At 66.9% G+C, this 13,250-nt stretch carries 12 protein-coding genes; 7 read left to right on the top strand and 5 right to left on the bottom strand.

Annotation, left to right across the window (positions count from 1 at the left end; genetic code table 11):
• Nucleotides 1-62: 62 nt before the first annotated feature.
• The 7 genes from FQU96_RS22335 to FQU96_RS22305 all read left to right on the top strand — a co-directional run bounded on the left by FQU96_RS22335 (nucleotide 63) and on the right by FQU96_RS22305 (nucleotide 7,820).
• Nucleotides 63-1,730, top strand: coding sequence for an MFS transporter (locus FQU96_RS22335; RefSeq protein ID WP_146543556.1), 1,668 nt, complete (start codon nucleotides 63-65; stop codon nucleotides 1,728-1,730).
• A 10-nt stretch (nucleotides 1,731-1,740) separates the two neighbouring features.
• Nucleotides 1,741-2,649, top strand: a complete 909-nt coding sequence (locus tag FQU96_RS22330; protein ID WP_146543555.1) for an alpha/beta hydrolase — start codon at nucleotides 1,741-1,743, stop codon at nucleotides 2,647-2,649.
• A complete protein-coding gene (locus FQU96_RS22325) occupies nucleotides 2,646-3,482 on the top strand; it encodes a VOC family protein (RefSeq protein ID WP_146543554.1) in 837 nt (278 codons plus the stop codon). The genes FQU96_RS22330 and FQU96_RS22325 overlap by 4 nt, the downstream gene beginning before the upstream one ends.
• 205 nt (nucleotides 3,483-3,687) lie before the next feature.
• A complete protein-coding gene (locus FQU96_RS22320) occupies nucleotides 3,688-4,536 on the top strand; it encodes a fumarylacetoacetate hydrolase family protein (protein WP_146543553.1) in 849 nt (282 codons plus the stop codon).
• Nucleotides 4,537-4,751: 215 nt separating this feature from the next.
• The gene (locus tag FQU96_RS22315) at nucleotides 4,752-6,344 is read left to right on the top strand and encodes a bifunctional 3-(3-hydroxy-phenyl)propionate/3-hydroxycinnamic acid hydroxylase (RefSeq protein ID WP_146543552.1); all 1,593 of its coding nucleotides are present in this window, start codon (nucleotides 4,752-4,754) and stop codon (nucleotides 6,342-6,344) included.
• Between the two features lie 139 nt (nucleotides 6,345-6,483).
• Nucleotides 6,484-7,167: a TIGR02466 family protein gene (locus FQU96_RS22310; RefSeq protein ID WP_178130649.1), complete on the top strand. Its 684-nt coding sequence runs from the start codon at nucleotides 6,484-6,486 to the stop codon at nucleotides 7,165-7,167.
• Nucleotides 7,164-7,820: a TIGR02466 family protein gene (locus tag FQU96_RS22305; protein ID WP_146543550.1), complete on the top strand. Its 657-nt coding sequence runs from the start codon at nucleotides 7,164-7,166 to the stop codon at nucleotides 7,818-7,820. The genes FQU96_RS22310 and FQU96_RS22305 overlap by 4 nt, the downstream gene beginning before the upstream one ends.
• A gap of 196 nt (nucleotides 7,821-8,016) precedes the next feature.
• On the opposite strand, the gene FQU96_RS22300 is transcribed toward FQU96_RS22305, so the two are convergent.
• The 5 genes from FQU96_RS22300 to FQU96_RS22280 all read right to left on the bottom strand — a co-directional run bounded on the left by FQU96_RS22300 (nucleotide 8,017) and on the right by FQU96_RS22280 (nucleotide 13,165).
• A complete protein-coding gene (locus FQU96_RS22300) occupies nucleotides 8,017-8,400 on the bottom strand; it encodes a VOC family protein (RefSeq protein WP_146543679.1) in 384 nt (127 codons plus the stop codon).
• 479 nt (nucleotides 8,401-8,879) lie between these two features.
• A complete protein-coding gene (locus FQU96_RS22295) occupies nucleotides 8,880-9,689 on the bottom strand; it encodes an enoyl-CoA hydratase/isomerase family protein (RefSeq protein WP_146543549.1) in 810 nt (269 codons plus the stop codon).
• An 8-nt stretch (nucleotides 9,690-9,697) separates the two neighbouring features.
• Nucleotides 9,698-10,849 (bottom strand): CaiB/BaiF CoA-transferase family protein, encoded by a 1,152-nt coding sequence (locus FQU96_RS22290; protein ID WP_146543548.1) that lies wholly within the window; start codon nucleotides 10,847-10,849, stop codon nucleotides 9,698-9,700.
• 62 nt (nucleotides 10,850-10,911) lie between these two features.
• Nucleotides 10,912-11,895, bottom strand: a complete 984-nt coding sequence (locus FQU96_RS22285; RefSeq protein WP_146543547.1) for a tripartite tricarboxylate transporter substrate binding protein — start codon at nucleotides 11,893-11,895, stop codon at nucleotides 10,912-10,914.
• Nucleotides 11,896-11,929: 34 nt separating this feature from the next.
• Nucleotides 11,930-13,165, bottom strand: a complete 1,236-nt coding sequence (locus tag FQU96_RS22280; RefSeq protein WP_146543546.1) for an acyl-CoA dehydrogenase family protein — start codon at nucleotides 13,163-13,165, stop codon at nucleotides 11,930-11,932.
• Nucleotides 13,166-13,250 lie beyond the last annotated feature (85 nt).

The raw sequence follows: 13,250 nt of genomic DNA, 5'->3' as shown, positions 1-13,250 counted from the left end.
GCGCCGACCTCTCTCCGGTGGGGAGAGGTCACAAAGCGAAAATCAGGGAGGAGAGAAACACCATGGCCAACATCAATGCCGCGCTGGCAGCGGACGAGACGTCCTTTCGGCCGATCACTGGTGCGGACCGCAAGGTCATCGTCGCCTCGTGCGTCGGGACGATCTTCGAGTGGTATGACTTCTTCCTGTACGGCGCGCTGGCCGCCATCATCGGCGCCAAGTTCTTCGGCCAGTTCGACGAGACCACGCGCAACATCTTCGCGCTGCTGACCTTCGCCCTGGGCTTCCTCGTGCGTCCGCTGGGCGCGCTGGTGTTCGGCCGCTTCGGCGACCTGATCGGCCGCAAGAACATCTTCCTGGCAACCTTGATCATCATGGGCGCCGCCACGTTCGCCGTCGGGTTGCTGCCGACGTCGGCACAGATCGGAATCGCGGCGCCGATCTGCCTGGTCGTGCTGCGCATCGTGCAGGGGTTGGCCATCAGCGGCGAGTTCGGCGGCGCCATCATCTACGTCGCCGAGCATGCGCCGGCCGGTCGACGCGGCTTCTACACCGGGTGGATTCCGGCCTGCATCGTGCTCAGCCTGCTCTTGTCGCTGCTGGTCGTGCTGCTGACGCGGCTGGCCCTGGGCGAGACGGTATTCAACGATTGGGGCTGGCGCGTGCCGTTCCTGGTATCGGCGCTGCTGTTGGTCGTCTCGGTCTGGATCCGCCTGCGGCTGCACGAAAGCCCGGCCTTCCTGAAGATGAAATCGCAGGGCCGGCAGTCCAAGGCACCCATCGCCGAGGCCTTCGGTCGCTGGAAGAATACCCGCGTGGCGCTGATCGCGCTGTTCGGCATGACTTCAGGCGTTGCCGCCACGGGATACGCCGGCACGTTCTATGTCCTGGTGTTCATGACGTCGGCGCTGAAGATCGATGGCTACACGGCGAACCTGGTCTTTACCGTCGCCATGCTGATCGGCGCCGCGAGCTGCGTCTTCTTCGCCTGGCTCTCCGATCGCATCGGCCGCAAGCCGCTCATTCTAGCGGGCTGCCTGCTGGCGGCGCTGGGCTACTTCACCATCTTCCAGACCCTGGCGCAGATCGCGAACCCGGCCCTGGCGGCAGCGCAGCGGACCGTCGCGGCCGTCGTCCGCGCCGATCCCGCGACATGCGCCTTTCAGTTCAACCCTGTCGGAACGGCCAAGTTCACCAGCCCGTGCGATGTGGCGAAAGCGACGCTGGCCCGCGCCGCCGTGGCCTACCGCAACGAGGCCGTGCCGCGGGAAACGCCGACCAGCGTCGTGATCGGCGCGCGCACGATCCTCGCTGGACCGGATCTGGTGACGGACCTGGCGCAGGCGATCGCCGCCGCCGGCTATCCGGCGATCGGAAATCCCGACACGCTGAAGCTCACGGCCATCGCCGATCTCTTCGCGCCACGGCCGCTCGCGCTGGTCGGGCTGCTCGTTCTGCTGGTGATGTTCGGGCAGATGGTGCAGGGGCCCGCGGCCGCGGCGTTGGTCGAACTGTTCCCGACCCGGCTGCGCTACACGTCGATGTCCTTGCCGTACCAGATCGGCACCGGCTGGGTCGGCGGTCTGCTGCCCGCCACGATGTTCGCCATGAACGCCGAGGCCGGCAACATGTTCTACGGCCTGTGGTACCCCATCGTCGTCGCCGGCATCACCTTCACCGTCGCGCTGCTCTTCCTGCCCGAGACGCGCGGCACGGACATCGCAGCGTAGGAGGCAGCACATGGTCGATCGTCGGGATGTTCTGAAAGGCGGCCTGGTCGCCGGCGCCATGGCGGGGCCGGCGCTCGCAGCCCCAGTGCCAGGCGACAGGACCTACGTGCTGGTGCATGGTGCTTGGCACAACGCCTTGCACTGGCAACCCGTTGCGGCGCGCCTGTCGGCTCTGGGCCATCGGAGCGTTGCCGTGGACCTGCCGGCACACGGGCTTAACGCGCGCTTCCCCGATGCGTACATCACCGGCAACGGCGCGCGCCTTGCGGCCGAGGTCTCGCCGGTCAAAGACGTCACGCTCGAGGATGCCGCGCAAGCCGTCGTGACGACGCTGCGGGCACAGGGCGATCGCCGGTGCGTGCTGGTCGGCCACAGCGTCGGCGGCGCCGTCATCACCCGCGCGGCCGAACTGGTGCCGGAACGTATCGACAGGCTGGTCTATCTTGCAGCCTTTGCGCCGATCGGGCTGGGATCGCCGATGGCCTATGGCGCGCTGCCGCAGGCGCGCACCGGCTACGGCGAGACCCTGTTCATCGGCAACCCGGGTGCGATCGGTGCCGTGCGCATCAACCCGCGCGGTGATGCCGCCTATCTGCGCCAGCTGCGCGACGCCTATTACAACGACGTCGCCTACGAAAACTTTCTTCCGTATGCAGCCATGCTGACACCGGACCTGCCGTTGTCGTTCTGGACCACCGCGGTGACTGTGTCGCCGGATCGATGGGGACGCATCGCCCGGACTTACATAAGATGCCTGAACGATCGGGCACTGGCGCCCGCCATCCAGGACAGGATGATCGCCGATGCCGATCGCGTCACGCCGCACAACATGTTCAAGGTCGAGACCATGACCACGGGACATTCTCCTTTCGCCTCCAGCCCCGCTGCGCTGGCAACGATCCTGGCAAACCTGCCATGAACGCCGCACCACCGCTGAGGGCGCGATTGCACCATCTCCAGCTCGGCTCTCCTGAACCGCAGCGTCTGGCGCGGTTTTACGCCGACGTCTTCGATGGCGCGTGCCGGCAGATCGGCGAAACCTGGGTATGCCGCGGCCCGGCGCGGTGTCTCGCCTTCGCTGCCGGCGAACCCAAGACGCTGCAGGTCGCGGCTTATGCCGTCGACGACGCTGCCGTGCTCGACGGATTGGCAGCGCGCCTGGAACAGGCCGGCGTGGCGCGGGTACCGTCCCCCACCCGTTTGTTGGCGCCCGACGCCATTGCCTTTCGTGATCCCGATGGCAACCAGATCGTCTTCGGCATCGCCAACGCCGGGTCGACACCGTCGTCCGTGGTGCCCGGTCGCCTGCAGCATGTCGTGGTCGGCAGTGCGGATGCGGCGCGCATGGCGGATTTCTACAACAGCGTGGTGGGCTTGCGCGTGTCGGACCGCGTGCTCGATACCGACCAGACGATAAAGACCTGTTTCCTGCGCACCGACGACGAGCATCACAGCTTCGCCGTGTTCCAGACGGCGCAGAGCCGCTTCGATCACCATTGCTATGAACTGCCCGACTGGAACGCGATCCGCGACTGGGGCGATCGCCTCGCGGCCCGGCGCATCGGCGTGAAGTGGGGGCCTGGGCGTCACGGTCCGGGCAACAACCTGTTCCTCTTCTTCCACGACCCCGACGGCAACTGGCTGGAGGTGTCCGCCGAACTCGAGCGCGTCCCCGACGACCGGCCGGCGGGCACATGGCCGCACGAGGAGCACACGCTGAACCTCTGGGGCCAGGGCCTGCTGCGCAGTTGAACGTTGCGGGTGTGTAGCAGCCCTAACCTCACCCTGAGGAGTGAGCGAAGCGAGCGTCTCGAAGGGTGGGCTACCGCACGGATGCTTCGACAATCGCGGGAACGTCAAACGAGACTGTAGCTATCCTTCGAGACGCCGGCTGCGCCGGCTCCTCAGGATGAGGGAGCGCGGTGCCAACGCTACGGCAAACCAACAGGAACACCGAATGAAACTGGCCAGCTTTCAGGTTGATGAACAGCCGACATGGGGCGTCGTCGAGGGCGACGAGGTCGCCGATGTCGGTGCCCTTCTTCGTGCAGAGTGCACCGATCTGCGTGCGGCGATCGCGGCGCAGGCCTGGCAAGCGGTCCACCATGCGCGTGACAAGGCCCGGCGCTATCCGGTCGACGCCATCACGTGGCGGCCGGTGATCCCCAACCCCGGCAAGATCATCTGCATCGGCCTCAACTACGAAAGCCACCGGCGCGAGACCGGGCGATCGGAAGTCTCGCATCCGACGATCTTCCTGCGGCTGCCCGACAGTCAGATCGGACACCAGGCGCCGATCATCCGGCCGCGCGTCTCGTACCAGCTCGACTACGAAGGCGAGCTGGCTGTGATCATCGGCACCGGCGGCCGGCATATCGCCGAGAGCGAGGCGCTGGCGCATGTCGCGGGCTATGCCTGCTACAACGAAGCCACCGTGCGCGACTGGCAGCGCCACACCCACCAGTTCACGCCTGGCAAGAACTTTCCGGGCACCGGTGCCTTCGGCCCGGTCATGGTGAGCCGCGACGAGATTGTCGACCCCGCAGCGTTGCGTCTGACGACGCGGGTCAACGGCGCAACCGTCCAGGACGCCGGTCTCGATCAGTTGATCTTTTCAGTTCCCCGGCTGATCGCCTACTGCTCGACCTTCACGCGGCTGGAGCCGGGCGATGTCATCGCCACGGGCACGCCGGGCGGCGTCGGCTTCAAGCGCGAGCCGCCCACCTTCCTCAAGCCGGGTGATACCGTCGAGGTCGAGATCACCGGCATCGGCCGCCTCACCAACGGCGTCGCCGACGAGGTGTAACGTATCTTCCTCCCCACGCAGTGGGGAGGTGCCCCGATACGACGTTTCGACGCGCAGCGTCGAAACGTCGGTGGGCGGAGGGGACCCGACGTGGTCTCTGTAACGGAAACCGCGTCGGCTCCCCCTCCGGCTCAGGTGCTTCGACGCCAAGCGTCGAAGCACCGAAACGGCCACCTCCCCCAGCGAAGCTGGGGGAGGGAATAGGCGAGGCATTCATGCTCCATGACATTGCGTCACACCATGCCGTCGCCATCATCGGCAGCGGTCCCACCGGGCTCGTTCTGGCGAACCTGCTGGGCGTTCACGGCATCGACACGCTGGTCGTCGAGCGCAACACCACAACGGTGCAGGAGCCGCGCGCGGTGTCGATCGACGATGAGTCGCTGCGTACCCTGCAGGCCGCCGGCGTGATCGACGATGTCTTGTCGCACGTCGTCGCCGGCTATGGTTCGCATTACTACTCGCCGCGGCGCATCTGCTTCGCGCGGGTCGAGCCGATCGGCACGCCCTACGGCTATCCCCGGCGCAACGCCTTCCGCCAGCCGGTGCTGGAGCAGCAGCTGCGCCAGGCGCTGCATCGCTTCGATCACGTCACCACGCTGTATGGCTGGCGCCTGGAGCGACATGAACCACAGCCGCACGGCGTGCTGTTGCATCTGACCGGGCCACGGGGCGAGGCGCGCACGGTGATGGGTGGCTATCTTGTTGGTTGCGATGGCGCCGCGAGCACGGTGCGCGAGCAGCTGGGTATCGCGCTCACCGGCACCACATTCGACGAGCGCTGGCTGATCGTCGATCTGGAGAACCACGGCAATCGCATCAAGCATACCGAGGTGTTCTGCGACCGGCGGCGGCCCTGCATCACCTTGCCCGGCCCCGACCGCACGCGGCGCTTCGAATTCAAGCTGCTGCCCGGCGAGGCGGACGCCGATCTGCTGCAGCCGACGATGATCCGCCACCTGCTCGACACGCACGGCGCCGATCCGCAAGCGACCATCCGCCGCCAGGTCGTCTATCGCTTCCACGCCCGCGTCGCGCCGCGCTGGTCCACGGGCCGAGTGCTGCTGGCCGGCGATGCCGCGCATCTGACGCCGCCGTTCGCCGGCCAGGGCATGAACAGCGGCATCCGCGATGCGCACAATCTTGCCTGGAAACTGGCGGCAGTGGTCCGGGGCCAGGTCGGTTCGCGGCTGCTCGACAGCTACGAGCGTGAGCGCATGGCCCATGTCTGGGAGATGATCCGGCTGGCCTTGCGCATGGGGCGCATCATGGCGCCGCGGCGCTGGCTGTCGGGCTTCCTGGTGCAGACCGGCTTCCTCGCGCTCAAGGCCTGCCCACCGGCGCACGACTACGTTGCGCAGATGAAGTACAAACCCAAGCCGCGCTTCGCCGCCGGCTTCGTGGTGCCCGATGGCCGAAGCGCGCGGCGTACCTTGGTGGGTCGGCTCTTCCCGCAGCCCTTCGTGCGCACGCAGCAGGGCGAGCGTGTGCGTCTCGACACCGTGCTGGGCAACCGCTTCATGCTGGTGGTCCGCACCGCATCACCGGCCGCGGCGTTCGCCGCTTTACGGCACCCCGTGTGGGACCGCCTGGGCGCCGGCCGCCTTGCCGTCCTGCCCGCCGGGACCACGACCGTTCCTGACGAGGCCGTCGCCGAGGACGACGACTCGTTCGCCACCACGCTCGCCGACTATCCCGATCACGCCCTGCTGCTGCGCCCCGATCACTACGTCGCCGCGGCCTTTGCGCTAGCCGACGCCGGGCAAGGTGCCCGCCACGTCGAGGTGTTGCTGGACGCGATGTCCTGAGGCGCGCTGTCATCCCGAGCGCAGCGAAGGATCTGTCGATGCGGCCGGTCCGCAGACCACCAAAAGAGTCTTCGCTGCGCTCGGAATGACAGCGGTGCTTCGCTATACTGCGCCCGCGGACGGACGGGAGTGCAGGTGCATGGCGGGTGAGCAGCCGAAGATCAGCAAGGTCGAGGTGCAGGAGATCTTTCCGACGCCGCTGTGGATCGTCGACCTCGATCCCACGACGTACCGGCCGCTCAACGATGCGCTGCGCGCGGAGATCGAACGCCTTCTCACGCCGCGCCCAACGATCCCCAAGGGCGCCAACTGGCAGACGGCGCAGGATCTGCACGAAAGCCCCAAGTTCGCCCGGCTGTGCGAGGTCGTGACCATGGCCGCGCGCGGCGCCCTGCGCTGGTGGGGCCTGGAGGCGCATCCGCTGGTGATCACCGGCTGCTGGGCCAACATCAATCCGCCCGGCGCCCATCATCCGCGCCACACGCACCCCAACAACCTGCTGAGCGGTACCTACTACATACAATCCGGGCCGGATGCGGCCGAGATCGTGGTGTCCGATCCGCGGCCGCAGGCGCACGTGCTGATGCCGCGGCCGACGCAGTTCAACGCCCGCAACACCAACAGCCTGTCGGTGAAGGTGCAGGACGGCCGTATCGTGCTGTTTCCGTCGTGGCTGCAGCATCACGTCGTGTCGAACCAGAGCGAACTGGAGCGCATCAGCATCGCGTTCAATTTCATGATCCCGCACTACACCGAGACGCTGAGCGCCCCGATGTGGAAGGGTAACGTCGCGACCCGCAAGGCCGAACAGGACGCGCCATGACCATCGAACGCACCGAGATGCGACAGGTCTTCCCGACGCCGATATGGATCGTCGACCTGAAGCCGGACGCGGCCCGGGCGCTCAACGGCAAGCTGATGGCCGAGATCACGGCACTGGCGACACCGCGGCCGGACATCCCCAGAGGCACCAACTGGCAGACCGATCCAGTGATTCACAAGCTGCCGCAATTCGCCGAGTTCGTCGGCCTGATCGAGACGGCCGCGCGCGGCGCCCTGCGCTCGATGCACCTGGCAAAGTACACGATGTTCGTCACCGGCTGTTGGGCCAACATCAATCCGCCCGGCGGCGTGAACTCCAGCCACAGCCATCCCAACAATTTCCTGAGCGGCGTCTACTACGTGTCCATCCCGCAGGGCGCCGACCGCATCGAGTTCCTCGATCCCCGTGCGCAGGCTTCGGTGCTGATGCCGCAGCCGGAAGAGTTCAACCTGCTCAACGGCAACAGCGTGACCATCGAAGCCCGTGACGGGCGGTTGGTGCTGTTTCCGGGCTGGCTGGTGCACCAGGTGCCGGTGAATGCCTCCAACGCGGAGCGCGTGTCGATCGCCTTCAACCTGATGTTCCACCAGTACGGCGAGACAGCCTCGGCACCGCTGTGGAAGGGCCGCATCCCGATCAAGCTGCCCGGTTGAACCCGGATCGCGGGCGGCCTCCAGCGCTCCGCAAACTGCGGGCGGGACGCCCGCGCTGCCAGGGATGCTCAGGTGGTCGTCCCCTGGGAGCGCGGGCCTCCGGCCCGCTCATGTCATCGCCAAGTCCGCATTGTTGGGCAACGCAGCCTGCAGCGCCGCGCGCTGCAGGCTGCTCTTGTTATGTCGGAAACGGCGCCTAGGCCTTGGCGCGGTGCAACGCGCAGATCTTGTTGCCGCAAGGATCGCGCAGATAGGCAATGTAGAGCTTCGCGCCACCACCTTCGCGCAGGCCGGGCGGATCCTCGATGCTCTTGCCGCCGTTTGCGACCCCCGCATCGTGGAAAGCCTGCACCTTTTCAGGGCTGTCGCAGGCGAAGCCGATGGTGCCGCCATTGGCATGTGTCGTTGCCTTGCCATCGATCGGCTTCGTGATGCCGAACGTGCCGCTCTGGGTGCGATAGAAGACCCGCCCCCTCGGATCGGCCTTACCCTCCGGGACGCCAATGGCGCCGAGCGCCGCGTCGTAGAACTTTTTCGATGCGGCGACGTCGTCCGCGCCGACAAAAATGTGAGTGAACATCGGTCCTCCCTTGACCAGTGAACGCAACAACCCTGTGCCGGCGAGATGAGCCCGCCGGCACGAAGCAGATTGTACAATCCAGCCGCTTCCCTTCACGATCGCAGCCGACAACCCTCCCATGCGGAAGCGGCCGCTTGCACGTTACCGGGTTCGTTGTCTGCATGCGCCCGGGAGCGCGGGCGTCCCGCCCGCCTTCATGGCGAAGGCTTGCTTTTGCCTGACACGATATGAGTGGGCGGAGCGCCCGCGCTCCAGGCTATGCCGACGTCATCGTCACCAGCGACGCCGCCAGCGCCGGCGTGGGCCACGATGATGCCAGCGAGGCCGCTTCGTACGCCGCGGCGGCGCGCAGGATCAGGCGTTCGCTGTACTTGGGGCCGACGATCTGCAGGCCGGCCGCCGGACGTGAAGTCGCGGCGGAGCGGGCGCGGGGCAGCGCCGCTCTGGAAGTGCTGCATCCCGATCAAGCCGCGGGTTGGTCAGTTTTCGCGATCCATCGCTTCCCAGTCGAACAGGCTGGGTTGCCTGTTGCTGAACCGCGCCACGGCCTGGCGGTGATAATCGGTGTTGCGGGCGATCGCCTGGCTGGTGGCCTCCATCTCCAGAACCGCGTGCAGGTCGAGTTCGAAGGAGTGGTTGAGGATCGTTTTCGACATGGCGATTGCAGCCGTTGACGCATGGCGGAACCGGCCGGCGAGCTTGCGCGCCTCGGCCATCAGGGTTTCAGGGGAATGGATGGCGTAGACGATTCCGAGCTCCTTGGCTTCCGCGGCGGGCAGCCGGCGGGCGCTGAAGATCAGTTCCTTGGCCTTCTGCAGGCCGACGATGCGCGGCAGCAGGAACAGCCCGGACCAATCCGGCACCAGGCCGATACGGCCGAAGGCCTGCAGGAAGAAGGCGCGCGGCGTGGCCAGGATGAAGTCACCCGCCAGGGCAAGGTTGCATCCCGCGCCGGCCGCAGCGCCATCGACGGCGACGATCACCGGCAGCTCGAGATTGACGAGGTCATGCAGGCGATTGTGGGCATCGCGCATGCGCTTGCGCATCTCCAGAGGCGGTTCCTCCTGCGCGCGCATGCGCTTGACGTCGCCGCCGGCCGAAAAGTTGCCGCCGGCACCGGTGATGATCGCCGCCTTGACCTGCCTGCCGGCCTGCTCCTTGAGCAGGGCGAGCACCTGGTCGAGGTCCTGGCGCATCTCCGTCGACAGCGCATTGCGCGCATCGGGACGGTTGAGCGTGATGGTGGCGATCTCGTCGGCGACCTCGAAGCGAATGTGCGTGAGCTGCATCGTCATCCTCACTCGGTGGCGGTTCGCGCGGCTGCGCCTGCGACAGGTCGATCGGGATCATGCTCACCAAGCATCGGCGCCGGTCGCGCTGCGCGCGGGCGCAGGCCATCGAACGACACCGGCAGGCGAACGAGGCGGGCGTCGGAGCCTTCGACCCTGTCGAAGATATCCAGCGCCTGGACCTGCGGGTGGTCAAGCACGTCCGGAAGCGTGTTGACCGGTGCGCACGGGACGCCGGCAGCCGCCAGGCGAGCCATCCACTGCGCGCGCGTTGCGCTGCGGACAAGCGGTTCGATCATGCCGTTCAGCATCTCGCGGTTTGCGCTGCGGCCGCGCGCGGTGCGGAAGCGTTCGTCGCCAGCCCACTCGGGATGGCCAAGCGCGCGCGCCAGCTTGGCGAACAGGCGGTCATTGGCGCCGGCGATCATGATCTCGCCATCCTGGGCGTCGAAGCAGCGATAGACCACCACCTTGGCGCTCCCTGACCGGGAGCGGCGCGGCAATTCGCCCGACGCGGCATAGGTGGCAAGCGGAAGGGCAAGCCAGCCGAGCGCGGTCTCCAGCAGCGAACCCTCCACGAGGCAGCCCTGCCCGGTGCGGTGTCGTTCCATCAGTGCCGAAAGGCAGCCGAGCGCCGCCCAGATCCCGGTGCCAAGATCCAGCACCGAGGTGCCGATGCGTGCCGGCGGCGAGGCCTCGTCGCCATTGACGCTGAAGAGACCCGAAAATGCTTGGACGACTTCCTCGTAGCCCGGACTCCCCTGCAGCGGGCCGCGCGAGCCGAAGGCCGACAGCGAGCAGTAGACGAGATGTGGGTGCTCGGCGCGCAACGCGGCAGCGCCCAGACCGGCGGCTTCCATGGCACCGGGGCGCATGTTCTCTATCAGCACGTCGTGTTTGGCGAGCTGCTGCCTGACCCAGGCGACGGCTTCAGCGTTCTTGAGGTCGAGCCGGATGCTCTTCTTGCCGCGATTCATGGTGTTGAACATCATGCTGGCGCCGCGGGCGAAGGGAGGACCCCAGGCGCGGCAGTCATCACCACCGTCGGGGCGCTCGATCTTGATTACCTCGGCTCCCAGGGCGGCGAGGATCTGTCCCGCCTGGGAGCCGGCAATGTTGAGCGTGAACTCCATCACGCGCACGCCTTTCAGCGGCTGCATGGCCGTGTACCCCGCTTCTGCGACATGGGCGCGAGCGCCCGGATTTCCGGTTGGCTTGCGTGTCAGGTGGCGATCTTGGCCTTGAGGATGATGTCGGCCCAGCGCTCGCGCTCATGGGTGATGAAGGCGGCGAGCTGTTCCGGCGTCAGCGGTGGCGATTCACGGCCGGGCGATGTGAGCGGCGGCTTGCCGGGACCGCCGGCGATCTCCTCGATAACGGCCTGGTTGAGTGCGCGCACCACATGATCCGGCGTGCCGCTGCGCACGCAGAACGTGACAAACGGCAGATTGATGACCTTGGGCAAGCCCAGCTCGGCAAACGTAGGCACGTCCGGGTACAGCGGGATACGCTGCGTGTGGCTCACGGCCAGCGGGATCATGTCCTTCTGCTTGACGAAGTCGATGATCTCGAACGGCGTGGCGAACATCATGTCGATATCACCCGACCGGAGGGCCATCAGAGTCTGCGGGCTGCCGCGGAAGTGCACGATCAGCGTGTCGATTACGGCCTCCCTGTTGAACAGCTCTGCCACCAGATGCACCGTCGAGCCGACACCGCCGGAGCCGATGGTGAGCTTTCCCGGGTTTGCCTTGGCCTTCGCGATCAGTTCGGCGAGGGAGGTGATACCCAGGCCCGGACGCGCGACCAGCATGCCCGCGCCGCGCTGGACGAGGGCCACGGGGACGAAGTCCTTGGCCGGGTCATAGGGGAAGCTGCGTCCCGAGTTGCGCCAAAGAAACTCGCCATTGACCAGCTCGCCGTTGGTGCCGATCAGCAGCGTGTAGCCATCGGCCGGCGCGCGCAGCGCTTCGGTCGCCGCGATCGTACCCGCAGCACCCACCTTGTTCTCGACGACGATCGACACGCCGAAGCGCTCGCTGAGCCGTTGGCAGACGGCGCGCACCGGTGCATCGACGCTGCTGCCCGGCGCCGATCCAACCAGGACACGCAACAGCTTCGTTGGCCAGCGCTCTTCTGCGCGCGCGGCAGCGGCGGGCAGCGTCAGGGCGGATGCCAGCGTTGCCAGGCGTCGTCTCGTCAGCATGTCTGTGATCTCCTCGCCTGTCCTGCAGCACCGGTCACAACGCCATGTCGCCGTCGAGCATCGCCCGGGCGATGGCGCGGCGCAGGATCTCGTTCGAGCCGTCGGCGATGTTCACCTTGCGCATCGACACATAGGCCTCGGTCAGGTTCAGCTCGTTGGTCATGCCCATCGCGCCGTGTACCTGCATCACCGAGTCCAGGGCCTTGGCGCCGGCCTGGACGGCAAAGGCCTTGGTCATCGACAGCTCCTTGCGGGCAGGCAGGCCGCGATCGAGGAGCTGCGAGACGTTGAGGCTCATTAGGTGCGCGGCGTGGATCTGCATCGCCGCTTCCGCCAGCGGGAAGGTGACCCCCTGGTATTCGGCTATCGGATGGCCGAAAGCCTGGCGCACCTTGGTGTACTCGAAGCCCATCTCCAGCGCCCAGCGCGAGACGCCGACGGCGCGGGCCGAGTTGTAGATGCGCCCGAGGTTGACCCCCAGCATCGCCGTAGCGAAGCCGCGATGCAGCTCGCCGACGAGCTGGTAGGGCTCGATCCGCACGTCGTCGAAGTGCAGCAGCGCTTCGTCACCGCCGGCGCTACCCCACATCTTGATGATGCGCTCGACCTTGAAACCGGGAGCGTCGGTCGGCACCAGGAAGGCGCTGATGCCGCCCTTGCCCTGCGATGCGCGCTCCGCGTCAGTGACGGCGAAGACGATGCAGAACTCGGCATGCGGGCTGTTCGTCGTCCAGATCTTGCCGCCGCTCAGGCGCCAGCCCTCGCCGTCGGCGACCGCGCGGGTCTTGATGCGAGCTGCATCCGAGCCGGCGCCGGGCTCGGACAGCCCGAAGCACATGCTGGTCTTGCCGGACATCATGTCGGGCAGGATCCGGCGCTTGGCTTCCGGCGTCATCTTGGCGAGCACGGGGCTTGGTCCCATCGCCCAGTGGCTCACGGCGTAGTGGCCAAGCCAATGCTTGTAGCCGCAGGCATGGAAGATCTTTTCCCACACGCCGAACCAGGCGACATGGCCCATCCCGGCACCGCCGATCTGCTCGGGTGCGCACATGGCGTAGTAGCCGGCCGCGGCCGAGGCCATGCGGATCTCGCGGATGATGTCGAGCACCGCCGGGCTGAAGCGGCCATCCTCGGCGTAGAGCTTGCGGTCGTCGTCCAGCAGCGCCTCGTGCCGCTCGTGTCGCGTGAAGACTTCCGCATGCAGGAAGCCTTCGATGCCATCGCGCACGGCGCGCACATCTTCCGGGTACTCGTAGGCGATGGCGTTCATGTCCGTTCCTCCCTCGGTCGGCGGATCGTGTTAGCACCCGTCGATGGTGGACTGAACGGCAGCGACACCCCTCACGCGCGATATT

Origin of the sequence: Reyranella sp. CPCC 100927, from assembly GCF_007859315.1 — a bacterium.
GTDB lineage: Bacteria > Pseudomonadota > Alphaproteobacteria > Reyranellales > Reyranellaceae > Vineibacter.
Note: the sequence above shows the minus strand (reverse complement) of the source record. Positions and strands in the feature narration are given on the sequence as shown.

What these genes read in the sequence shown, in the direction of transcription:
- FQU96_RS22305 (WP_146543550.1), top strand. Translation starts at nt 7,164, where the DNA reads ATGACCATCGAACGCACCGAGATGCGACAGGTCTTCCCGACGCCGATA.
- FQU96_RS22300 (WP_146543679.1), bottom strand. Translation starts at nt 8,400, where the DNA reads ATGTTCACTCACATTTTTGTCGGCGCGGACGACGTCGCCGCATCGAAA.
- FQU96_RS22325 (WP_146543554.1), top strand. Translation starts at nt 2,646, where the DNA reads ATGAACGCCGCACCACCGCTGAGGGCGCGATTGCACCATCTCCAGCTC.
- FQU96_RS22315 (WP_146543552.1), top strand. Translation starts at nt 4,752, where the DNA reads ATGCTCCATGACATTGCGTCACACCATGCCGTCGCCATCATCGGCAGC.
- FQU96_RS22290 (WP_146543548.1), bottom strand. Translation starts at nt 10,849, where the DNA reads ATGCAGCCGCTGAAAGGCGTGCGCGTGATGGAGTTCACGCTCAACATT.
- FQU96_RS22320 (WP_146543553.1), top strand. Translation starts at nt 3,688, where the DNA reads ATGAAACTGGCCAGCTTTCAGGTTGATGAACAGCCGACATGGGGCGTC.
- FQU96_RS22335 (WP_146543556.1), top strand. Translation starts at nt 63, where the DNA reads ATGGCCAACATCAATGCCGCGCTGGCAGCGGACGAGACGTCCTTTCGG.
- FQU96_RS22285 (WP_146543547.1), bottom strand. Translation starts at nt 11,895, where the DNA reads ATGCTGACGAGACGACGCCTGGCAACGCTGGCATCCGCCCTGACGCTG.
- FQU96_RS22330 (WP_146543555.1), top strand. Translation starts at nt 1,741, where the DNA reads ATGGTCGATCGTCGGGATGTTCTGAAAGGCGGCCTGGTCGCCGGCGCC.
- FQU96_RS22295 (WP_146543549.1), bottom strand. Translation starts at nt 9,689, where the DNA reads ATGCAGCTCACGCACATTCGCTTCGAGGTCGCCGACGAGATCGCCACC.
- FQU96_RS22280 (WP_146543546.1), bottom strand. Translation starts at nt 13,165, where the DNA reads ATGAACGCCATCGCCTACGAGTACCCGGAAGATGTGCGCGCCGTGCGC.
- FQU96_RS22310 (WP_178130649.1), top strand. Translation starts at nt 6,484, where the DNA reads ATGGCGGGTGAGCAGCCGAAGATCAGCAAGGTCGAGGTGCAGGAGATC.